This window comes from Actinophytocola sp., assembly GCF_050699935.1.
In the GTDB taxonomy this organism is placed as follows: Bacteria; Actinomycetota; Actinomycetes; order Mycobacteriales; family Pseudonocardiaceae; genus Actinophytocola.
In genome coordinates this window covers 1-21,111 of record NZ_JBOHGB010000079.1, presented here as the reverse complement: position 1 = coordinate 21,111, position 21,111 = coordinate 1, and the positions used below count along the sequence as shown (strand labels likewise).

The following is a 21,111-nucleotide window of genomic DNA, read 5'->3' as shown; positions in this document are numbered from 1 at the left end:
CCGCCGTGCCGGCGGCCGGATGGGGAGTCACCATGCGGGGAGATGACGCCGGGCGACGAGGTGCCGCGAGGCGCCGCGGCATGATCGCCGGGCTCGCGGCCGGGCTGGCCTTCGCGGTCGCCGGCTGCACCAACGCGATCGCCGGCTCACCCGAAGGGGTGGACATCGGTCCGTTGACGACCGCCGAGGGCACCTCGCAGGCGCTGGTCGACTTCGCCGAGGCGGCGGCGGTCCACTACACCGGCTCCCTGGTCGCGGCGGACGGCGCCGAGCTCACCGTCGACCTCACCGCCACGCTGACCGGGGAGGTGTCCGGCACGATCACCATCGACGCGCTGCCCGCCACCGTCCTCTACGTCGACAAGACGCTCTACCTCAAGGCCGCCGCGAACTTCTGGAACGGCATGGTCACCCGCTTCGGGGTGACCTCCGGCGACGGCAGCGCGCTCGCCAACCGCTGGGTCAAGCTGCCGACCTCGCTGATCGGCGTCGAGTTCGGCGAGATCTTCACCCCGGACGTGGTCGCCCAGACCGCCGGCAAGGTCGGCGACCGGACCGCCAAGCTGGAGCTGGAGCGCAACCCGAAGGAGAGCATCGCGGGCGTCGACGTCTACGCGGTCGAGGTCGACGGCGGCACCGTCTACTTCGCGACCGCCGCGCCGCACGGCGTGCTGCGCTTCGAGCTCGACCGCCTCGGCAGCGGCGAGAACACCTCGGTCACCGACGTGCTGCTCGACGTGGCGGACAGCTCGCCGGACGCGGTGGCGCACTACCAGTCGCTCACCAAGACCGCGGGTGGGTTGACCGCGGCCGTCGACGCGGTGACCGGCGTCGAGCAGGGCGCGCACCGGTTCGCCCAGTGCGGCGCGCCCAGCTGCACGCTGATCGTGGACATCAAGAACACGGCCAAGTCCGCGGTCCGCGTGCACCTGCGGGCGGACTGGACCGGCGACGGCGCCAAGCTCGGCACCTGCCAGTCGAACGCCGGCCCGGTGGCCCCGGGCGCGGCCAGCAAGATCAGCTGCAAGATCACCTCGCCGCAGTGGAAGAGCTTCTACCAGCGGGCGAACTCCGTGCCCGGCACACACCCGTACGGCGCGCGGTGGTCCGCGCTGGTCCTCGCCGACCCGCCGGACGTCGGCGACCTCGAGACCTGGGCGGCCGCGACGCCCGCCGCCGCGGACGGCGACAAGACCGAGGGAAGCCACGCCGTGTACGAGATCAGGGCGGGCGGCACGCCGTGGAAGTACGGCGTGGTGTCCAACCGGTACTGGCGCGACCACGCCACCGACCAGCTGCGCAGGTGCATGGCCGGCACGAGGTCGGCGTGCTCGGCGACGCTCGTCACCGCCGCCGACGACCCCGTGTCCGCGCACGCGCTCACCACGAAGCTCGTCGCCGACTACCGCACCGAGCACGACGCGTGCCCCGCCGGCCAGTGGGTGAGCTGCACACGGTGAGCGGCGGCCCCGACCTGGCCGCCGCGTACCGGGCCTGCCGGCGGATCAACGCGCGCCACGGGCGCACCTTCTTCCTCGCCACCCGGCTGCTGCCCGCGGACCGGCGGCCGGCGGTGCACGCGCTGTACGCCTTCGCGCGGCTCGCCGACGAGATCGTCGACGACGTGACCGCCAGCTCCGTCGGCGACCGGGCGCGGGAGCTGGCCGTCTTCGAGCGCGAGGTCCGCGCGGCACTGGGCGGGCGGACGGCGAGCCCGGTGCTCACCGCGCTCGCCGACACGGTCCGGCGGCACCGGATCGAGCCCGCGCTGTTCGCCGACTTCCTCGCCTCGATGCGGATGGACCTGACCGTCACCGGCTACCGGACCTTCGCCGAGCTGGCGCGGTACGTGCACGGGTCGGCCGGGGTGATCGGGCTGCAGCTGCTGCCCGTGCTCGGCACGGTCGGCCCGGCCGAGGACGCCGCCCCGTACGCGGCCGCGCTCGGCGAGGCGTTCCAGCTGACGAACTTCCTGCGCGACGTCGGCGAGGACCTCGACCGCGGGCGGCTCTACCTGCCGGCCGCGGAGCTCGCCGCGTTCGGCGTGGACCGGGCCCGGCTGGAGCGGGCGCACCGCACCGGCCGGCCCGACCCGGCCGTGCGACGCGCGCTCGCGCACCTGGTGGCCTACACGCACGCCGTGTACCGGCAGGCCGAGCCCGGGATCGCGTTGCTGCGCCGCGAGTCGCGGCCGTGCGTGCGCACCGCGGCCGTCCTGTACCGGCGGATCCTCGTCGAGATCGAGGCGAACGATTACGCCGTGCTCGGGCGGCGCGTCGTGGTGCCGGCCCACCGGCGGCTGGGGGTGGCGGTGCCCGGCCTCATCCGCGCGGTCGCCAGCCGCACGGGGGCGCGCCGGCAGCCGCCGCTGCGAGTGTCGGGCGACGCCTGAGTACGCCGTACCGGCACGGAGCGCGTGCGCCGTGCCGGGGACGCGGAGGAACGGACCCGCCCGTCAGAGCGCGAGGGCCTGAGCCCGGCGCTTGACCTCGCGGCCGCCCGTCGCACGCAGCGCGTCGATGGGTCGGCCGGGCAGGGAGTCGTCCGCGGTGAACAGCCACCGGACCATCTCGTCCGGCGTGAAGCCGGCGTCCGCGAGGACCGTGATGGTGCCGGGGAGTCCCTTGACGATCGAGCCGTCGTCGGTGATGAAGGCAGCCGGCACGCGCAGCGTTCCGTCGCGGCGGACCGCGACCAGCTGACCGTCCCGCAGCGCCTGCCGCACCTTCGTCACCGCAAGTTCGAGCCGCTCGGCCACGTCGGGCAGCGTCAGCACCTCGACTTCGGGATCGAGCACGTCGTCGGCGGAGGGTGTCGCACTCACGCCTTTCACGATGCCACAGCACAGACCGCCGTGCCCGGATGATTCCGGCCGCTCTCCGCTAACCGCAAACACGGCACGGCCACAGAATCGACGGCTTGACCACGAGCACGCGGCGGGCTCCGTACCATCACGGGCGTGGACGAAAGGGGAGCCCGGCTGATCGGTGCGCTGCTCGAACGGCGGTATCGGATCGACGCACTGCTCGCGCGTGGTGGCATGTCGTCGGTCTACCGCGGGCTGGACACCCGGCTCGACCGCCGGGTCGCGATCAAGGTCATGGACGCGCGGTTCGCCGACGACCGCGCCTTCGTCGACCGCTTCGAGCGCGAGGCCCGGTCGGCCGCCAAGATCCATCATCCGAACGTCGTGGCCGTGCACGACCAGGGAGTGGACACCGGCCCCGAGGGCTCCCTGGTCTACCTCGTGATGGAGCTGGTCGACGGCGGCACTCTGCGTGACCTCATCACCGAGCGCGGCGCGCTGGACCCGCCGCTCGCCCTCTCGATCATGGAGCCGGTGCTCGGCGCGCTCGCCGCGGCGCACCGGGCCGGCCTGGTGCACCGCGATGTCAAGCCGGAGAACGTGCTGATCGGGCACGGCGGCGAGCACGGCACGGCGGTCAAGGTCGGCGACTTCGGCCTGGTCCGCGCCGTCTCCAGCGCCGGCACCACGAGCTCCAGCGTCATCCTCGGCACGGTCGCGTACCTGTCCCCCGAGCAGGTCACCACCGGCGCCGCGACCGCCCGCGGCGACGTGTACTCGGCCGGCATCGTGCTGTACGAGGCGCTTACCGGCGTCACGCCCTACACCGGCGACAACCCGCTGTCGATCGCCTACCGGCACGTGAACGACGACGTGCCCGCCCCGAGCCAGCGCGTCCCGGGGCTGCCACCGGCGCTGGACGAGCTGGTCGTGCGGGCCACCCGTCGCGACTCGGCGACTCGCCCGGCGGACGGCGCCGCGTTCCTGGCCGAGCTGGAGAGCCTGCGTACCCAGCTGGCGCTGCCCAGGATGCCGGTCCCGGTGCCCGAGCCGACCATCCAGGACCGCACGGTGCCGGTGTCACCGGTCGAGCGCGCCCAGGCGGCCGGCCAGCCGGTCGACCCGGAGGCGACCTCCCGGGACCTGGACCCCGTCGAGGTCGGCCAGCAGGCCGCGGTCGCCAACGCGACGGTGGTGCGCCCGGCGCCGGCCGGCTTTCAGGCGATGGGCCCGCAGGGCACCCGTGCGATGCTGCGCACCGACCTGGACCAGGCGCCCCCGCCGGCCATGCCGTCCGCACCGTTCGGCGTGCCGCAGCCCGCGCTCGGCCCGCCGAGCATGGGCACACCGATGGGCTCGCCGAGCATGGGCATGCCCGTACCGCCGATGCCACCGCCGCCGACGCGGCCCCGCCGGCCCGGCGGGCCGCCGAAGCGGGGCGGCAACATCGCGCTGTGGAGCCTCGCCGCCGTGCTGGCGCTCGCCCTGATCGCGACGACCACGTGGTGGTTCGCCTCCGGCCGGTTCGCCACCGTGCCGGACGTGACGGGAGAGACGGGGCCGAGGGCCGAGCAGCTCCTCACCGACGCCGACCTCACGTACCGGCTCGTGCGGGTGTTCAGCGACGACGTGGACTCGGGCCGGGTGATCAAGACCGATCCACGGCAGGGCGTGGAGGCGTTGCGGGGCGACACCGTGACCGTGACCGTCTCCGCCGGCCCGCCGACGGTGCCCGATGTGCGGCCCGGCGCCAGCGTCGAGACGGCTCGGCAGGCGATCAAGAAGAACGGCCTGCAGCCCGGCCTCGACGACGGCCTGCAGGAGTACAACGACGACGTGCCCAAGGGCAACGTGATCCGGCTCGAACCCAGCAGCGGCACCCAGCTGCGGCTCGGCGAACGGGTCGACATCATCGTCAGCAAGGGTGTCGAGCCGAAGCCGGTGCCGGACGTACGCGGCAAGTCGCGGGACGAGGCGTTCGCGGCGATCCAGGAGGCGGGCTACAACCCGGTGGACGCCCCGCAGCAGTTCGACAAGGACATCGACGGCGGCAAGGTGATCGGCACCAACCCGCCGGCGAACACGTTCCCCGCCGACGCCAACAACAAGGACGTGCAGGTGGTCACGTCGAACGCGGTGACCGTCCCCGACGTGACCAACCGGTCCCCACAGGAGGCGCAGGCCATCCTGCAGGGGCTGGGGTTAGGGGTCCAGGTGCAGCAGATCGGCGGCGCCGGTCGGGTGTTCAGTCAGAACCCGGGCGCCAACAACCGCGTGCAGCCCGGCTCGACCGTCGTTCTCATCACCATTCCCTGACCGGCGACGACTCGCCGCCTTAACGCCCCGACCATGCGAAGGTCACGGGTGGCTGGTGAGATATGGCACGACTCAGCGCATTGGACGTCGCTTTCCTGTGCCTGGAGACGCACACCCGGCCGATGCACCTGGGCGCGGTCGGGGTGTTCCGGCAGTCCGGACCCGTGGACCTGGCCGCGCTGCGCGAGCTACTGGTGTCGCGCGCGGCCGAGACGCCCGTACTGCGCAGGCGGGCGCATCCGGTCTGGTTCCCGCCGGGCGGCGCACAGTGGCGCGGCGACGACCGGTTCGACGCGGGCGCGCACGTGCGCGGGTACCGCGTGCCGGACCGTCGGACCTTCGAGGCGTACGCGTCGGGCTGGATGGCCACGCCGCTCGACCTTTCCCGGCCGCCGTGGGACCTGCACGTGGTGACCGGGCTGGCCGACGGAGAGTTCGGCCTGCTGCTGAAGCTGCACCACTCGCTGGCGGACGGCGCGGGCGCGGTGGCCGTGGCGTGGTCGCTGTTCGACCAGCCCGCGCCGGCCGTGCGAAGCGGCGAGGCCACGGAGCGCGGCGACCTGCTGAGCCGGGGCCGCGAGCTGATGGCCCGGGCCGGCGCGGTGCTCCGCGCGGCTCGCCGCCCGCCCACCCCGGCACTGGTCACGGGCGAGTCGGCGGGCCGGCGGCTGGCGTTCGTCCGGCTGGACCTCGCCGACGTGCGGCAGATCCGCAGGCAGCACGGCGGCACCACGAACGACGTGGTGCTGGCGGTGGTCGCGGGCGGGCTGCGGCACTGGCTGACGCAGCGGGACCGGCCGGTGGACGGGGTGACGCCGCGCGCGCTGATCCCCGTGAACACGCGGGCCCGCGGTGGGTCGGACGGTGGCAATCAACTGTCCGGCAACCAACTGTCCGGCAACCAGCTGTCCGGCAACCAGCTGTCGGGCTACCTGTGTGACCTGCCGGTCGGCCTGGCGGACCCGGTGGACCGGCTGCGGTTCGTGCGCGCGGCGATGGACCGGAACAAGGCGGCCGGGCCGTCCGATGGTCCGGGCGCGGTGCCGATCCTGGCGAACCTCGTTCCTCCCGCGGTGCACCGGATATGCACGCCGGCGGTGGGCGCGGCGGCGCCGCTGCTGTTCGACACGGTGGTGACGAACGTGCCGCTGCCGCCGGTGCCGCTGACGCTGGGCGGGGCGGAGCTGCGGGAGGTCTACCCCTTCGCGCCGCTCGCGGCCGGACCCGGGCTCGGCGTCGCCGTCTCGACCTACCGCGATTCCGTCCACATCGGACTACAGGTGGACCGGGACGCGGTGCCGGACATCGACGAGCTGGCCGCCGCCGTCACCAAGGCCGCCACAACCCTCCACGAACGCTGCGCCTAACCCCGCGAGTCCAACGCTCCCGACCCGCGAGTCCAACCGTCCCGACCGCCGAGGCGGCACCGAGCGTCGAACTCGCGGGTGTCGGAGCGTTGGACTCGCGGGTCCGGAGCGTTGGACTCGCGGGGGTCAGGAGCGGAGCATCTCGGCCACCAGGAAGGCCAGCTCCAGGCTTTGCTGCGTGTTCAGGCGCGGGTCGCACGCGGTCTCGTAGCGGCCGTGCAGGTCGGTGTCCGAGATGTCCTGCGCGCCGCCCAGGCACTCGGTCACGTCCTCGCCGGTGAGCTCCACGTGGATGCCGCCCGGATGCGTGCCCAGGTGGCGGTGCACCTCGAAGAAGCCCTGCACCTCGTCCACGATGCGGTCGAAGTGACGGGTCTTGTAGCCGGTCGACGACTCGTGGGTGTTGCCGTGCATCGGGTCGCACTGCCAGATGACCTGGTGGCCGGACGCGGTCACCTTCTCCACGATCTGCGGCAGCACGTCGCGCACCTTCTGGTTGCCCATGCGGCTGATCAGCGTGAGCCGGCCCGGCGTGTTCCGCGGGTCGAGGCGCTCGACGTACTCCACCGCCAGCTCCGGCGTGGTGCCCGGGCCGATCTTGACACCGACGGGGTTCGCGAGCAGCTCCACGAGCGCTATGTGCGCGCCGTCGAGCTGCCGCGTGCGCTCACCGACCCAGATGAAGTGGGACGACAGGTCATACAGCGTCGACTCGGGGCCGGTGGTGTCCAGTCGCAGCATGGCCCGCTCGTAGTCCAGCAGCAGGGCCTCGTGGCTCGCGAAGATCTCCGTGGTGTGCAGCGACGAGTCCTCGACGCCGCACGCCGACATGAACCGCAGGCCCCGGTCGATCTCGGTGGCCAGCGTCTCGTACCGCTCGGCGGCGGCCGACTTGCTGACGAAGTCCTTGTTCCACTCGTGGACCTTCGTCAGGTCCGCCTCACCGGCCGCGGTCAGCGCGCGCACCAGGTTCATCGTGGCGCCGGCGTTGGCGTACGCGCGGATCATCCGGCCCGGGTCCGGCACCCGTGCCTCGGGGGTCGCGACGAGGGAGTTCACGATGTCGCCTCGGTAGACCGGCAGGCCGAGCGCGTCGGTGGAGTTCGAGCGCGGCTTGGCGTACTGGCCGGCGATCCGGCCGACCTTCACGACCGGCATGCTCGCGCCGTAGGTGAGCACGACGGCCATCTGCAGCAACGTGCGGATGTTGCCGCGGATGTGCGGCTCGGTGTTGTCGGCGAACGTCTCCGCGCAGTCCCCGCCCTGCAGCAGGAACGCCTTGCCCCGGGCGACGTCGGCGAGCTTCGCGCGCAGCCGGTCGACCTCGGAGGGCACGGTGATCGGCGGCACGCTCTCGAGCAGCGCGCGGACCTGGCGGACCGCTCCGGTGTCGGGCCACTCGGGCTGCTGCGCCGCGCGCCGGGCGAGCGCGTCGTCGAGACGGGCGCGCAGGCCAGGCGAGAGGGGCGGCAACTCGGGGAGGGTGTCCACCGGGACGTCTACAGTCCAGTTCACGGCCCTAGCGTATCCGCCCGGGTCACGCCGGTTTCCGCCGACAGGGCCCGCGTGTGGTGGCCTCCGGCCCCCGATGCCACGCTACGGGATGCCACTGACGATTCCGGGCGAACGGCGACGGAGCCTGTGGACGACCCCGCCTTGTGGACAACCCCGCCACCGGGCGCGCCCGGTCACTCGGAACCGTCGGTATCCGCTGGAAGAATGGAACCCGGGGGCCGGAGGCCAAGCCACCGTCGCGACCGCCAGCGTGAATCGTCTGACGAACGTCCGGCGGGAACTAGATGGTTGATTCGGATTGGATCTTGGGCGGCGCGGCAACCTGAGATGTGAGAGGAGGGTGTTCAAGATCCGTTCGTGACGACAGACCTGAACACTCTCCTGACCGCACCGTCCGTGTTCCGTGACGACCACCTGACACCGCCTGAACAGCGGTCGGGGCGGCGCAAGAAGCTCTCCGACACCGAGTTGTTGTGTCTGGCGGTGACCCAGGTGCTGCTGGGATTCCCGTCGCAGCATCACCTGGGCGCGGTTCGCCCACGGCAGGCTCGATCACCTGTTCCCGTACCTGCCCCAACAACCCCGGGTATCACAAACGGCTGGTCGCGGCCACACCGCTGATCCTGCGCGCGGTCCAATCACTGACCAGGCAGGTACCCTCCAGCGCTGATCAGCTACGGCTGACCGACGCCACGCCGCCGCCCTACGGCACCTCGCAAGAGACCACCAACCGTTCCGATCTGACCAGCTGGACCAACCACGGGTACCGCGCTTCGCATTCCCGCTTCCACCGGGGCCTCAAGCCCTACCTGGTCACCACTCCGGACGGCATGCCGATCGCGTGGTGTCCGGCCGACCCAAAACCCGGCGAACGCGACATCGCAGCCCAGCTACTCGGCCACGCCCACAACCCGCACACCGTGCCCACGGATGTGGTGGTGATCGATGACAAAAGCGTCGCCGGGCACGCAGTCGCTGGAACACCACAGTGGACGCACCCCCACCAACGTCCCAGCCCACATCACCCAGCGCGTCCTCACGCCGGCCGCCGCGATCCGACACAACTGGACCACCAACACACCCCTCACACGATCCCTGATCGCCAACGACCACCAAAGATCCAGGAAACAACCAGCTAGAGCGGCGGCCGGTCGCCCGCCCACGGGTGCGCCCGCTCGACCTGTCCCGCCAACGAGAGCAGCCGGTGCTCGCTGAACGACGGGCCCACCAGCTGCACGCCCATCGGCAGGCCACCGGAGTCCCGCCCGGCCGGCACCGCCGCCGCCGGGTAGCCGAGCACGTTCCACGTCGGGAAGTACGGGATGCCCAACGACACCGCACTGAGCGTCGTCGAGGCGCCGCTGCCGTGGAAGCGCCCGATCCGCGGCGCACGACCGGTCCAGCCCGGCTGCAGGATCACGTCGAAGTCGGCGAAGAACCGGCGCATCTTCTCGTCCAGGCCGGCCTCGGCGGCCCGGGTCCGGGCGAGCACGCGGTCCGGGATCCGCCGGCCCATCGCCGCGATCCGGCGGGTGCGCGGCTCCAGCCACTCGGGGTGCGGCAGCATGGCCGCGTCGTCGGCGACCCCACGCAGGTATCGCACCATGAACTGCGAGGTCGGCCGGGGACCGAGCGGCGGGTCGGCCTCGGTCACCTCGTGGCCGAGGGCGCGCAGCCGCTCCGCGGTCTCCCGCACCGCCTGTTTGCGCTGCGCCTCGACGGGCGGCTTGCCCAGCGGCGTCCACCAGGACAGCGCGATCCGCAGCCGCCCGGGGTCGGCGTCGGCGGAGTCGCGGTAGAGCCCGCCGGGGTGGTCCTCCTCCGCGAGCACGTCCAGCATCGCCGCGGCGTCGGCCACCCGCCGGCCGAGCGGGCCGATGCTGGCGAGCCCGTGCCAGTGCTCCTCCGTGCCCATGTCGATCAGCCCGCGGGTGGTCCGCAGGCCGAAGATCCCGCAGAACCCGGCCGGGATGCGCACGGACCCGCCACCGTCGGAACCCGTTGCCGCGCCGACGATCCCGGCCGCGACCGCGGCGGCCGAGCCGCCCGACGAGCCGCCGGGCGTGTGGTCGAGGTGCCACGGGTTGCGCGTCGCGCCGTGGGTGAGCGTCTCGGTGAAGGGCCACAGGCAGCGGTCCGGCGTGTGCGTGTGGCCGACGAGCACGGCGCCGGCCGCACGCAGCCGGGCGACCGCGGGTGCGTCCTGCTCCGCCGGCTCGAACTGCGGGCGCCCGCCCATGCCGGTCACGTCGCCGGTGACGTCCAGGTCGTCCTTCACCGCGACCGGCACGCCCAGCAGCGGCGTGCGTTCCCCCGCCTCGAGCCGCCCCTGCGCACGGGCCGCGGCCGCGCGCGCCGAGTCGGTGTAGCGGATCCGGAACGCGTTCAGCCGGACGTCGACCGCGTCGATGCGGTCGAACACCGCCTCGAGCAGATCGGGCGCGGTGACCGTGCCGTCCCGCAAAGCCTGCGCCTGCGCGTCCGCACCGGCCCACAACAGCTCATCGAGATCCATGCGGGCACAGTAGTCCCGTTAGCGAGGGCGCGGCGGCATTCGCTCAGCCGAAGAAGACCTCCGCCTCGGCGTAGCGCTCCCGCGGAACCGTCTTCAGCTCGGCGGTCGCCTCGGCCAGTTTCACCCGCACGATGTCCGTGCCGCGCAAGGCGACCATCACGCCGAAGTCGCCGTCCTGCACCGCGTCCACCGCGTGCAGGCCGAACCGGGTCGCGAGCACCCGGTCGTAGGCCGTCGGGGTGCCGCCGCGCTGGGTGTGCCCGAGCACGACCGCGCGCGACTCCTTGCCGGTCCGCTGCGCGATCTCCTCGGCGAGCCACGTGCCGATGCCGCCGAGCCGGACGTGCCCGAACGCGTCCTTCTCCCCACTGGCCAGCACCTCGGCGCCACCCTCGGGCAGCGCGCCCTCGGCGACCACGATGATCGGCGCGTACTGCCGCTCGAAGCGCCGGGTGACCCACTCGACGACCTTGTCGACGCTGAACGGCCGCTCCGGCACCAGGATCACGTTCGCGCCGCCGGCGAGACCGGAGTGCAGCGCGATCCACCCCGCGTGCCGGCCCATCACCTCGACGACGAGCGCGCGGTGGTGCGACTCGGCCGTGGTGCGCAGCCGGTCGATCGCCTCGGTCGCGATGTGCACGGCGGTGTCGAAGCCGAACGTGTAGTCGGTGGCGCCCAGGTCGTTGTCGATCGTCTTCGGCACGCCGACCACGCCCACGCCGTCGTCGGTCAGCCGCTTGGCGACGCCCAGCGTGTCCTCGCCGCCGATCGCGACCAGCGCGTCGATCGCGTTGTCGGCGAGCACCCGCTTGATCCTGTCCACGCCGCCGTCGACCTTGTACGGGTTCGTCCGGGACGAGCCGAGGATCGTGCCGCCCCGGGTCAGGATGTCCTCGACGCCGTCGAGGCCGATCGGCTTGAGCAGGCCCTCGAGCGGACCCTGCCAGCCGTTTCGGAAGCCGATCGGTTCCCAGCCGTGGGACTCGATCCCCTTGCGGACCACGGCCCTGATGACCGCGTTCAGTCCTGGACAGTCACCGCCACCAGTGAGCAAGCCGACGCGCATGTGCCCGATCCTCCATCCGGCTGCTAGAGATGTCGTCCTAACCCGGTCGTGTCCCGGTCGTGTCCCGCACAGCGTGCCACCTTCTGGATCGGTGCAGCAACGGCCCCGGCCTAACGATCGGTGAAGCCCCGGCGAACCCACTCGGCCTCGATCACGCGCCACCGGGCGAGGTTGTGCCGGGCGTCGGCGAGCGCGTCATGGGCGTCCTTCGGCGGGGCCGGGAGCGGCGGCTTTCCGACGTCCTCCCAACGCTGGCGAAGCTCGCGGGTGAACCGCGGGATCTCCCGCGGCAGCGCGGGCATGTCGCCCCAGAGCTGCGCGAGCGCGACGTGGTCGTACGCGGCGAACCACGCCCAGAGCTCGACCTTGTCGCGGCCGCGGTGCAGGAACATCAGCAGCCGCTCGCGCATGGTGGCGCGGTCGCACCACGCGGGGTCGGCCGGCGGCGGCAGCTTGTCGAGCACGTTCTCGCGCACCCACGAGCCGGCCCGGTCGGGGTCGAACTCGGTCGACACGGCGTAGAACTCACGTCCGTCCTCGTCGACGACACCGATCGACACCAGGTCGATCGTGGTCCCGTCCTCGATGAACTCCGTATCGTAGAAGAACCGCACCGATGCAGAGTAGAGGTGAGCGGGAGCGAGGGAGCGTTCGCCGTCTGGACGCAGGTGCGCGCGCAGGCGCGAGGAACGAGCGCCGAGCACGCGACGAGGGAAGACGGCGGTCAGGTGACCGAGCGGAGCGAACCATGGGCGCTGCGAGCGGGACCGACGAGACGCGCAGGCGCGGCGGAGCGAAGGGGCGGCCCGTGCCTCGGGTCAGCCCACCTCGGTCTCGGGGATGCGGTCGGCGTCGGTCGCGGCGGTGCGGCGCTGCTGGGTCGGCAGCGCGGCGGGCGCGCCGACCTCCTGCGCCGCGAGCATCTCCTTCGCCTTGGCCGCGTAGATGTCTACGTACTCCTGGCCCGACAGCTCCATCAGCGAGTACATGATCTCGTCGGTGATAGACCGTTCCACGAAGCGGTCGCCGGCGAGGCCCTCGTAGCGCGAGAAGTCCATCGGCTTGCCGATCTTGATGCGGATCTTGTGCGGCTTCCACATCTTCGAGCCGATCGGGTTCGCCTTGTCCGTGTCGAACATGGCCACCGGGATGACCTGGGCCCGCGCCTCGAGCGCCATGCGGGCGAGGCCGGTCTTGCCCTTGTAGAGGCGGCCGTCCGGGGACCGGGTGCCCTCGGGGTAGATGCCGAGCAGATGCCCCTCGTTCAGCAGCCGGATGCCGGTGTCGAGCGCGGCCTGCGCGGCCGCGCCGCCGGAGCGGTCGATCGGGATCTGGCCCATGCCGGTGAAGAACCACTTCTTGAACCGGCCCTTGATGCCGGGCTGCGTGAAGTACTCGAGCTTGGCCGGGAACGTGACCCGGCGCTTGAGCATCAGCGGGAGGAAGAACGAGTCCGCGACGGCGAGGTGGTTGCTCGCGAGCAGGGCACCGCCGCGGTCGGGAATGTTCTCGGCACCTTCGACCTCGGGTCGGAAGAACAGTCGGAGAAGCGGCCCCAGAAGCACATGTTTCATCCACCAGTACAGCACCGCTAGCTGCGCCTCCCGCTTGGCCGGCCGGTCACCCGTTTGTCGAGGGTACGAAGGGTGTGTGGCCCGCACAATCCTTCGCCGCCCAAATGTCTGAACATGTAACAGTGGACACCACTTGGGAGACTTCCTTCCCGCCACGGTACCCAACGAGTAAACAAGCCAGGGTGATCCGGCCACCACGGCACGGGTTCGTGCGACGATGGCCTCATCGCCTGATCGCGTGCCTGACCGCTGTACTTAGGAGGCCCAGGTGTCCGACCGGCCGGAGGACGTCGACGCCGCGTTCGCGGCCATCGTGGCCGACCTCGAACGCGAAGGCGTGGGAGCCCAGCTGCCCGAACTCGACGAGCCCGCCGGCGACCTGGCAACCGAGGAGACCGAGCCGGCCACGCCCCCGGCCGCGGCGCCGCCGACGCCCGCGGCCTGGCGCGGCCACGAGGGCGACTGGGACTGGTCGTGGAGCGCGGACGACGAGCACTACGTCCCGCCGGAGCCGCCGCCCCTGCCGCGCCTGCGCCCGCTGACGGTCGTCGCGCTGATCCTGATCCTGGCGGCGGTGGTCCTGCTCGTGCTGCCGGGCGTGATCGGCCTGGACGCCCGAGTCGGCACCCCGATCGCCCTGCTCGCCCTCACCTGCGGCGGCGGAATGCTGCTCCTGCGCATCCGGCAGAACCCGAAGGAACCGGACGACGGCCGCGACGACGGCGCCCAGATCTGAGCCACCGACCCTTCGCGGGAGCTACCGCAGGCCGTCCGCGGCGAGGGCGGCCGCGCCCACCAGGGCGGCGTCGTCGCCCAGCTGCGCGGTGCGGATGCGGGCCAGCGGGCGGTAGCCGGCCCCGGTGATCGTCCGCTTGTAGTGGTCGCGCGCGTCGTCGAGGAACAGAGGCGCGGACTCCGACACCCCGCCCGCGATCACCACGATCTCCGGGTCGTAGACGTCCGCCACCAGCGCCAGACCCTCGCCCAGCCACGTCGCCAGCTCCGCCATCGCCCGCTGCGCCAGGGGGTCACCGTCCCGCGCGGCCGCGGCCACCTTGCGACCCGTCACGGATCGCTTGTCGACGGCCACCTCGCGGCGCAGCACCGTCGAGCGTCCGGGATGCCGGGCGAGCAGCTCCACCGCGGTGGTCGCCAGCGCCGTGCCGCTGCAGTAGCGCTCCCAGCAGCCCGACTTGCCGCACGGGCACGGCCGCCCGCTCGGCACCAGCGACAGGTGACCCAGCTCGGGCGCCACCCCGAACGCGCCGCGGAACAGCGTGCCGTCCAGCAGGAGCCCGCCGCCGATTCCCGTGCCGATCGCCACCAGCAGCGCGACCCGCGAGCCCCGCGCCGCGCCGAACCGGTGCTCGGCGAGCACGGCCGCGTTCGCGTCGTGCTCCAGCACGACCGGCAGGTCCAGGCGCACCGAGATCCGGTCGGCGACCGCGGCGTTGCGCCATGCCAGGTGCGGCGCGAACATCACCGAGCGCCGGTCGGTCGTGACGAAGCCGGCCACCGCCAGGCCCACGCCGGTCACCCGGTGCCGCGTCGCGAGCACGCCGACCGCGGACACGATCGCGTCCTCCAGCGCCCCCTCGCTGGTCGGTGTCGGGGCCCGGGCCGTGTCGAGCACGGTGCCGTACCGGTCCACCACGCCCGCCCGCACGCTGGTGCCCCCGATGTCCACCCCGATGGTCGTCTTGGCCCTCAAACCTGCTCCGGATCTCCCTTGCGCCGCACCGGGATCCGCTGCACCCGCGGCCGCTCTCCGGGACGCGCGGCGGAGCGCGGCGGTGGGGTGAACCCGGGCATGTGCGGCACGCCCGGCTGCCACCGGTCGGCGAGCACCGCACGCAGCAGCGCCACCAGGTCGGCGGCCCGGTCCAGGCTCTGCGCGGCCAGCTCGTTCGGCTCGCCCCGCACCAGCGCCACGACCGCGCACACGGGACACCGGCACGACGCCCCGGACCGCTCGGCCGAGTCCGCCGCCGACACCCGGTCCAGCCACGGCCCGGCACGCTCGGCCACCGCGTCCAGCAGGAGCCGCAGCTCCTCCACGAGCCGGGTGCCCGGCTCGGACCCGGTCATCGCGCCTCCTCGAAGCGCAGCACCAGCCCGCGGTCGTCGACGAACGCGTCGGTGACCGTGTGCCGGCGCAGCAGCACCGGCAGCGCCACCAGCCGGCGCACCCCGTCGACGGTCACCGCCAGGTCGTCGCCGACCCTGGCCAGGTCCAGCGTCGCGGAGTCGGTGAGCGGCAGGGCGATCGTCAGCTCGTGCGCGCCGTCGGCGAGGCGCCGAAGGTCCAGCAGCGGCTTGACGCTCGCGGCGTCGCCGCCGAACGGAGCGGCCAGCGGGTCGGCGTCGCGGTACAGGTCGGCGGCCAGCTCCAGCAGCGGCGCGACACCGACGGGCTCGACCGGGCGGTGCTCCACCAGGTGCACCGGCAGCGGCGTCGAGACGTCCAGTTCGGACAGCACGGCGTCCTGCTCGGCCCGCCGGGTACGCAGCCAGCCCGCCGCCGGACCCCACATCCGCGCCCGCGGCACGAGCCGGTTCGCCACCAGGCTGTCGACCCGGATGCCGCGCAGCGCCAGCGCGGCGAGCGTGCGCCGGGTCTCCGCGACCACGAGCCGGTCCGGGGTCAGCACCAGCCGGACACCCGTCACCGCCGGGTCGACGAGCATCCTGCGGAGCTCGCCGAGGTGGGTGGCGAGCCGGCCGAGCGAGGACACCTTGGCGCGCAGGGACGGCACGAACAGCCGGTCCACGTAGCTCGCGACCGCCTCCGGCAGGGCCAGCAACCGCAGCGTCTCCGCGGTCGGTCCACAGTCGACGACCACGACCTCCCAGGTGCCCTGGCGGGCGAGCCGGGCGACCTCGGTGAGCGCGAGCAGCTCGTCCACGCCGGGCAGCACGGTCAGCTCCTCGGCGTCCAGCTCGTCGAGCCCGGCGCCGGCGAGCCAGGTGCGCAGCTGGCCGCGGATGTCCTGCCAGGAGCGGTCCACCAGGCCGCGAGCGTCCACATGGGCCGCGTACAGGCAGGTGTCCACTTCGGACGGCTCGTGGGTGAGCGGGCGACCGAAGGCGTCGCCGAGCGAGTGCGCGGGGTCGGCCGAGGCGACCAGCACCTTGCGTCCGGCCACCGCGAGGCGGGCAGCCGTCGCCGCGGCGAGGGTGGTCTTGCCGACCCCACCCTTGCCGGTGAACAGCAGAATCCGGGCGCCCGCCATGGAGTTCCGCGCCTAGTGTCCTTCGACCCGGCGCTTGAGCTCCTTCAGCGCGATGTCCATGATCATCTTCTCGGCCTTGCGCCGGAACAGGCCGATCATCGGCACGGCCAACTGGACCGACAGCGTGTACGTGACCCGGGTCTTCTCGCCCTCCGGGGTCAGCAGGTAGCGGCCGTTCTGCGCGCGCTGCATCTGGCCCTTGACGAGCTTCCACGTCACCGACAGCCCGTCGGGCGCCCAGTCGTAGGCGAGCGTGTAGACGTCCTTGAACGGGCCGGCGTCCAGGGTGAACCGGACCTGTTTGGCGTTGCCGTCCGGGCCCTGCTCCAGGACCTCGGTCTGCTTCACCGCGTTGGCCCATTCCGGATACGCCGGGAAGTCCGCGATCACCGGCATGATGTCCTCGGGCGGCGCGTCGACCACGATCGACTGGGTGGACTCATCGGCCATGCGGGGAGGCTACCCGGTCGACAGGTCACCAACGCAGCACGTACGGCCGCTGTGTCCGCTGGAAGTGGCCGACGTTGACGCATTCGGTGTACGACAGCCGCATCCGGGCCGCGAGCGGCTGGTGCACGTGCCCGAAGACCGCCCAGCGCGGCGCCTGCGCGCGGATCAGCCCCAGCAGCGCGGGCGAGCCGTGCTCGACACGCCGGGACACCACGTCGTAGGTCAGCTCGGGCACGTCGGGCGGTGCGTGGCTGCACAGCACATCCACCGCACCGAGCCGCGCCACGTCGCCGGCGATCTCCTCCTCGGTGCGCAGGTACGGGCGGAACACCCCGCCCCGGCGGCGGACCGCGCCGGGCGGCAGCAGCGCCCCGCCGACGAAGCCGAAACGCAGCCCGCCGAGCTCGACCGTCTCACCGTCGAGCACCCGCACGTTCTCGCCCGCGTACTCCGGCCACAGCGCCGGCACGTCGACGTTGCCCGGGGTGGCGTAGGTCGGCACGGTCATCGCGGCGAACAGCCGGGCGTACTGCTCACGGACGGCGTCCTCGACGACGGCCGCCGGGTCGTCGAGGCTCGTCCACAGCGTCCGCGCGAACGCGGCCACCTCGTTGTGCTGGCGCTCCCGGCGCAGGCGCGCGAACGTGGCTATCGCCTCCTCGCCGAACACCGCGCCCATGATCCCGCCGGCGTGGTCGTGGTAGTCGACGAAGTCGATCAGGTCACCGAGCACGACGAGCGCGTCGGCACCGTCCCCGGCCTTGGCCAGTGCCTCGGCGTTGCCGTGCACGTCTGACACCACGTGAACCCGCATAATCGCAGGTTAATCTCCCCAGCGGATCCACTTCGTGGAAGGACGCCTTACGGACGTTGAGCGTCCGTAAGGCGTCCTTCCAGGCTTTCTACACCGGCGGGCAGCCGGGGCGGCGGCCGTGCTCCAGCTGCGCCTTGAGGTCGAGGGCGACGGCCTTCGCGGCCAGCTGGCGGCGGGTCTTCTCGCGGCGCAGCCGGGCCGGTCGCGCGTCGGCGCCGGGTGGCGGGTCCACGCGCAGGAAGTAGTGCAGCAGGGTCCCGTCGAGCACCGGCTCGAGCCAGACCTCCATCGTGCCGATCAGCGCGCCGCGCACCGTCCAGCGCAACCCCTCGTCGCCGCGGTCGGCGTAGACCTCCAGGCGCAGGTCGGGCCAGAACCGGCGCCACGAAACGGGATCGGCGAACGCCTTGGCCACGGTCCCGGGCGGCACGGCGAGGAAGGTCTCGTCCACAACATCCACCGCTGACACCCGTGCAGCATGTCATGTGCCGTGCGCGCTAGTTTTCCCGTGTGACCGCACCGGAGAGCCTGACCGACATGGTCTGGGCGAACGCCGAGCGGTTCGGTGGCTCCATCGGGGTACGCCGCCGGACCGGCGGTTCCTGGCTGGACGTCACCACCCGCGAGTTCGCCGGCGAGGTGCTCGACGTCGCCAAGGGTCTGATCGCGGCCGGGCTGCGGCCGGGCGAGCGGATCGCGCTGTACGCGTCCACCCGCTACGAGTGGACGCTGTTCGACTTCGCCGCCTGGACGGCCGGCTGCCAGACCGTGCCGATCGACCCCGGCGCCCCGGTCGAGGACGTCGAGTGGATCCTGTCCGACTCCGGCGCGTGCGCGGTCGTGCTGGAGACCGCGGCACACCGGGAGACGCTGCGCCGGATCGTGGACCGGCTGCCCGAGCTCGGCTGGGTCTGGCAGCTCGACGGCTCGACCGACGGTGCCGGGGGTGACGAGAGCGACGGGGACATCGTGCCCGCGGTGGCCGAGCTGACCGAGCTGGGCGCGGAGCTCGACGACGCGGTCGTGCACGAACGCCGGCGCGCGGTCGCCGCCGACGAGGTCGCCACGCTGGTGTACCCGCCCGGCGGCCCGCTCACCGGTCCCCCCAAGCGCGTCGAGCTGACCCACGGCGAGGTCCTGGCCGAGGTGCGGGCCGCCATCACCGCGTACTCGCCGCTCGTGCGGGCCGGCAACTCGCTGCTGGTGCTGCTGCCGCTGGCCGACCTCGGCGCCCGGCTGCTCTCGCTCGCCTGCGTCTACACCCGGACCACGCTGGGCCACGTGCCGGACGCGGCGGACCTCAGCACCGACCTGGGCACGTTCCGGCCCCGCACCATCGTGGCGAGCGCCGCGCTGCTGCGTGACGTGCTCGCGGCCGCCCGGGACAAGGCCGCCACCGAGGGCCGGTCGGCGGTGTTCGACGTGGCCGCGGGCGTCGCCGTCCGCTACGGCGCCCGCACGCGGCCGTCGCTCGCGCTGCGCCTGCAGCACGCGGTGGCCGACACCGTCGTGTACCCGAAGCTCCGGGCGGCGTTCGGCGGCCGCTGCGTCGCGGCGATCACGTCGGGCGAGCCGCTCGAGCCGGCCCTCGCCCGCTTCTACCGCGGCATCGGCATCGCCGTGCGCGGCACCCGCGGGCCTGATCGTGCACCCGATGTGACCATCCGTGCAGCACCGCTTTCCCGTGGGCGGCCGCCGGGCCGAGAGTGACGGTGTCGCCCAGACGGGGAGAGGACGAGGCCGTGGAGAGTCGGGTCATCGCGCGCAAGGCAGCCGAGCAGCTGATCGCGCACCGCAACAAGCTGGCCGGCAAGGCCGAGGACGGGTACCAGGCGCACGCCGCGCTGGACACCGCGGCGAAGACGATCGAGCGGCACCACCACGACCACAAGTCGGGCGCGGCCACCGCCACCAGCCACTGGGAGGGCGACAACGCCGCCGGCTTCGACCGCCGGGCGCGCCGGATGTCCAAGGTGCTGGGCAGCACCGCGTCGGCGTCGGCGAAGGCGGCGAACATCGTCTCCACGACCGCGGCGTCGCTGGACACCCACCACAAAGCGGTCGCCGGCCTCGTCGACGAGTACACGACCAGGGCCACCCAGGTACTCGACGCCGCCCGCGGGGTGACCGGGGCCGGCTCGCAGGCCGCGCTGGTACGAGCGGTCGGGCAGGTCGTGGACCTGGCGCGGGACTACACCAACGAGTCGACCGGACACCTGCGCCGGGTACACCACCAGATGAAGGACGCCGCCGCCGAGCTGGGCAAGCTGGAGAAGAACGTCGAGCACGACGGGTTCGCCGACCCGGCCCGCCGCAAGCGCCGGCACACCGGGACCGGGAAGAAGTCCGACCCGCCGAAGACGAAGTCCGGCACCAGCAACAAGATCAGGAAGATCGCGCGCGGCCAGCTCGGCTACACCGAGGGTCCGGGCAACCAGAACAAGTACGGGCCGGCCGCTCCGTGGTGCTCGAGCTTCGCGACGTGGGCGTGGCAGAAGTCGGGCGTGGACATCGGGATCCTGCCGTTCACCGGCGACGTCTACCACTGGGGTCAGGAACGTGGCCTCGCGTACGGCAAGGACAACCTCGACGCCGCGCGGCCGGGTGACGTGCTCCTGTTCGGCACCGGGCCGAGCAGCCCGGAGACGAGCACGCACATCGGGATCGTGGAGAGCGTCGACGGAGACAAGGTGACGCTGATCGAGGGCAACTCGTCGGACAAGGTGCAGCGGGTTACCCACACACTGTCCAGCTCGACGTTCTACGGAGGGGTGCATCCGCGATGAGTGAGGGTGCGAGCGAGTCGCCGCGCGACATCACCGGTGCGGCCGGCTCCGGCGGGATCCGGGTCGAGGTCTACCCGGGCGGGGCGCTGTCGTCGCTGTCGCTGGACCGGCGGGCGATGGCGGCGGGTTCGCACGAGCTGTCCACCGCCATCCTCGCGGCGGTGAACGAGGCCACCGCGGTCGCGAACCAGCGGACGAAGGCGGCCCTGCGCGACGCGCTGGACGGGCTCGGCGAGCACGAGCTGTCGCTGCTGGGCCTGAACCAGCACGTCGCCCTGACCGAGCGGGCGGAGTCGACCACGCCGGACTCCTGGAGGGCGTCGTGACTTACGGGGCGTACAGCGTCGACGAGTTGCTCGAGGCCAACGCCGCGATGAACGAGCGGGCGGACCGCCTGTTCGACCGGCTGAGCCGGATCACGGCGTCGGCCGCGGACCGCGGCGTCGAGGTGCGGGTGAACCTGGAGGGCCGGCTGCTCTCGCTGGACCTGTCCGTCGAGGCGATGAGCCTCGCGCCCGAGGAGCTGGCCGCCGAGATCTTCCGGCTGGCCCAGGAGGCGTCGGCGGCGGCGCTGGCCGACGGGCTCGCGGCGCTGGAGCCGGTGGCCGGCGAGGAGCTGACCGCGGAGCTGTCGGAGATCATCGGCGCGCGGCCGCGGCCCCGGCC

Annotated in this window: 20 protein-coding genes and 2 pseudogenes; 10 read left to right on the top strand and 12 right to left on the bottom strand. The window is 72.8% G+C overall.

Going from position 1 to position 21,111, the window contains the following annotated elements; all coding sequences use genetic code 11:
- The first annotated feature begins 32 nt into the window (after positions 1–32).
- Both ACRDTB_RS23370 and ACRDTB_RS23365 read left to right on the top strand, forming a co-directional pair.
- Positions 33–1,460: a hypothetical protein gene (locus ACRDTB_RS23370; protein ID WP_431433541.1), complete on the top strand. Its 1,428-nt coding sequence runs from the start codon at positions 33–35 to the stop codon at positions 1,458–1,460.
- Positions 1,457–2,392, top strand: a complete 936-nt coding sequence (locus ACRDTB_RS23365; RefSeq protein ID WP_431433539.1) for a phytoene/squalene synthase family protein — start codon at positions 1,457–1,459, stop codon at positions 2,390–2,392. Before ACRDTB_RS23370 ends, ACRDTB_RS23365 begins: the two co-directional genes overlap by 4 nt.
- A gap of 63 nt (positions 2,393–2,455) precedes the next feature.
- On the opposite strand, the gene ACRDTB_RS23360 is transcribed toward ACRDTB_RS23365, so the two are convergent.
- Positions 2,456–2,824, bottom strand: a complete 369-nt coding sequence (locus ACRDTB_RS23360; protein WP_431433537.1) for an Rv2175c family DNA-binding protein — start codon at positions 2,822–2,824, stop codon at positions 2,456–2,458.
- A gap of 135 nt (positions 2,825–2,959) precedes the next feature.
- Between ACRDTB_RS23360 and ACRDTB_RS23355 the strand changes: the two genes are divergently transcribed.
- Entirely contained in the window at positions 2,960–5,122 is a 2,163-nt protein-coding gene (locus ACRDTB_RS23355; protein WP_431433535.1) for a PASTA domain-containing protein, read from the top strand.
- 62 nt (positions 5,123–5,184) lie between these two features.
- A complete protein-coding gene (locus ACRDTB_RS23350) occupies positions 5,185–6,489 on the top strand; it encodes a wax ester/triacylglycerol synthase domain-containing protein (protein ID WP_431433533.1) in 1,305 nt (434 codons plus the stop codon).
- A gap of 126 nt (positions 6,490–6,615) precedes the next feature.
- On the opposite strand, the gene ACRDTB_RS23345 is transcribed toward ACRDTB_RS23350, so the two are convergent.
- Positions 6,616–8,004 carry a class II 3-deoxy-7-phosphoheptulonate synthase gene (locus tag ACRDTB_RS23345; protein ID WP_431433532.1) on the bottom strand — a complete coding sequence of 463 codons (1,389 nt, stop codon included), beginning with the start codon at positions 8,002–8,004 and terminating at the stop codon, positions 6,616–6,618.
- A gap of 357 nt (positions 8,005–8,361) precedes the next feature.
- Here ACRDTB_RS23345 and ACRDTB_RS23340 point away from each other — a divergent pair.
- Positions 8,362–9,117 (top strand): annotated as a pseudogene (locus ACRDTB_RS23340) (IS982 family transposase); the annotation flags it as partial.
- Between the two features lie 22 nt (positions 9,118–9,139).
- Here ACRDTB_RS23340 and ACRDTB_RS23335 read toward each other — a convergent pair.
- From ACRDTB_RS23335 to ACRDTB_RS23320, 4 genes are all read right to left on the bottom strand, one after another.
- Positions 9,140–10,519, bottom strand: coding sequence for an amidase family protein (locus tag ACRDTB_RS23335; RefSeq protein WP_431433530.1), 1,380 nt, complete (start codon positions 10,517–10,519; stop codon positions 9,140–9,142).
- Between the two features lie 43 nt (positions 10,520–10,562).
- A complete protein-coding gene (locus tag ACRDTB_RS23330) occupies positions 10,563–11,588 on the bottom strand; it encodes a 6-phosphofructokinase (RefSeq protein ID WP_431433528.1) in 1,026 nt (341 codons plus the stop codon).
- A 110-nt stretch (positions 11,589–11,698) separates the two neighbouring features.
- A complete protein-coding gene (locus ACRDTB_RS23325; RefSeq protein ID WP_431433526.1) occupies positions 11,699–12,202 on the bottom strand; it encodes a polyadenylate-specific 3'-exoribonuclease AS in 504 nt (167 codons plus the stop codon).
- 204 nt (positions 12,203–12,406) lie between these two features.
- Positions 12,407–13,177 carry a lysophospholipid acyltransferase family protein gene (locus tag ACRDTB_RS23320; protein WP_431433524.1) on the bottom strand — a complete coding sequence of 257 codons (771 nt, stop codon included), beginning with the start codon at positions 13,175–13,177 and terminating at the stop codon, positions 12,407–12,409.
- Positions 13,178–13,430: 253 nt separating this feature from the next.
- Between ACRDTB_RS23320 and ACRDTB_RS23315 the strand changes: the two genes are divergently transcribed.
- The gene (locus ACRDTB_RS23315; RefSeq protein ID WP_431433523.1) at positions 13,431–13,898 is read left to right on the top strand and encodes a hypothetical protein; all 468 of its coding nucleotides are present in this window, start codon (positions 13,431–13,433) and stop codon (positions 13,896–13,898) included.
- Between the two features lie 21 nt (positions 13,899–13,919).
- Here ACRDTB_RS23315 and ACRDTB_RS23310 read toward each other — a convergent pair whose 3' ends face one another.
- The 6 genes from ACRDTB_RS23310 to ACRDTB_RS23285 form a co-directional block, all read right to left on the bottom strand.
- Complete coding sequence (locus tag ACRDTB_RS23310; protein ID WP_431433560.1) at positions 13,920–14,849, bottom strand: ROK family protein; 930 nt, start codon at positions 14,847–14,849, stop codon at positions 13,920–13,922.
- A gap of 20 nt (positions 14,850–14,869) precedes the next feature.
- Positions 14,870–15,250 (bottom strand): hypothetical protein, encoded by a 381-nt coding sequence (locus tag ACRDTB_RS23305; RefSeq protein WP_431433521.1) that lies wholly within the window; start codon positions 15,248–15,250, stop codon positions 14,870–14,872.
- On the bottom strand, positions 15,247–16,395 hold the full coding sequence (locus ACRDTB_RS23300; protein ID WP_431433519.1) for an ArsA family ATPase: 1,149 nt from the start codon (positions 16,393–16,395) through the stop codon (positions 15,247–15,249). The genes ACRDTB_RS23305 and ACRDTB_RS23300 overlap by 4 nt, the downstream gene beginning before the upstream one ends.
- A 12-nt stretch (positions 16,396–16,407) precedes the next feature.
- Entirely contained in the window at positions 16,408–16,845 is a 438-nt protein-coding gene (locus ACRDTB_RS23295; RefSeq protein WP_431433517.1) for an SRPBCC family protein, read from the bottom strand.
- Between the two features lie 25 nt (positions 16,846–16,870).
- Positions 16,871–17,659: a metallophosphoesterase family protein gene (locus tag ACRDTB_RS23290; protein WP_431433515.1), complete on the bottom strand. Its 789-nt coding sequence runs from the start codon at positions 17,657–17,659 to the stop codon at positions 16,871–16,873.
- Positions 17,660–17,747: 88 nt separating this feature from the next.
- Positions 17,748–18,128, bottom strand: coding sequence for a polyketide cyclase / dehydrase and lipid transport (locus tag ACRDTB_RS23285; RefSeq protein WP_431433513.1), 381 nt, complete (start codon positions 18,126–18,128; stop codon positions 17,748–17,750).
- Positions 18,129–18,169: 41 nt separating this feature from the next.
- On the opposite strand from ACRDTB_RS23285, the gene ACRDTB_RS23280 reads away from it, so the two are divergent.
- The 4 genes and pseudogenes from ACRDTB_RS23280 to ACRDTB_RS23265 all read left to right on the top strand — a co-directional run.
- A complete protein-coding gene (locus tag ACRDTB_RS23280; protein WP_431433511.1) occupies positions 18,170–19,369 on the top strand; it encodes an AMP-binding protein in 1,200 nt (399 codons plus the stop codon).
- A gap of 32 nt (positions 19,370–19,401) precedes the next feature.
- Positions 19,402–20,445 (top strand): CHAP domain-containing protein, encoded by a 1,044-nt coding sequence (locus ACRDTB_RS23275; protein ID WP_431433509.1) that lies wholly within the window; start codon positions 19,402–19,404, stop codon positions 20,443–20,445.
- Positions 20,442–20,771 carry a YbaB/EbfC family nucleoid-associated protein gene (locus ACRDTB_RS23270; protein ID WP_431433507.1) on the top strand — a complete coding sequence of 110 codons (330 nt, stop codon included), beginning with the start codon at positions 20,442–20,444 and terminating at the stop codon, positions 20,769–20,771. Before ACRDTB_RS23275 ends, ACRDTB_RS23270 begins: the two co-directional genes overlap by 4 nt.
- Positions 20,768–21,111, top strand: a pseudogene (locus ACRDTB_RS23265) (hypothetical protein); the annotation flags it as partial. The gene ACRDTB_RS23270 and the pseudogene ACRDTB_RS23265, both read left to right, overlap by 4 nt.

Coding starts and splice junctions, on each gene's coding strand:
- ACRDTB_RS23270 (WP_431433507.1), top strand. CDS start 20,442: ATGAGTGAGGGTGCGAGCGAGTCGCCGCGCGACATCACCGGTGCGGCC.
- ACRDTB_RS23300 (WP_431433519.1), bottom strand. CDS start 16,395: ATGGCGGGCGCCCGGATTCTGCTGTTCACCGGCAAGGGTGGGGTCGGC.
- ACRDTB_RS23350 (WP_431433533.1), top strand. CDS start 5,185: ATGGCACGACTCAGCGCATTGGACGTCGCTTTCCTGTGCCTGGAGACG.
- ACRDTB_RS23295 (WP_431433517.1), bottom strand. CDS start 16,845: ATGGCCGATGAGTCCACCCAGTCGATCGTGGTCGACGCGCCGCCCGAG.
- ACRDTB_RS23335 (WP_431433530.1), bottom strand. CDS start 10,519: ATGGATCTCGATGAGCTGTTGTGGGCCGGTGCGGACGCGCAGGCGCAG.
- ACRDTB_RS23290 (WP_431433515.1), bottom strand. CDS start 17,659: ATGCGGGTTCACGTGGTGTCAGACGTGCACGGCAACGCCGAGGCACTG.
- ACRDTB_RS23330 (WP_431433528.1), bottom strand. CDS start 11,588: ATGCGCGTCGGCTTGCTCACTGGTGGCGGTGACTGTCCAGGACTGAAC.
- ACRDTB_RS23370 (WP_431433541.1), top strand. CDS start 33: ATGCGGGGAGATGACGCCGGGCGACGAGGTGCCGCGAGGCGCCGCGGC.
- ACRDTB_RS23305 (WP_431433521.1), bottom strand. CDS start 15,250: ATGACCGGGTCCGAGCCGGGCACCCGGCTCGTGGAGGAGCTGCGGCTC.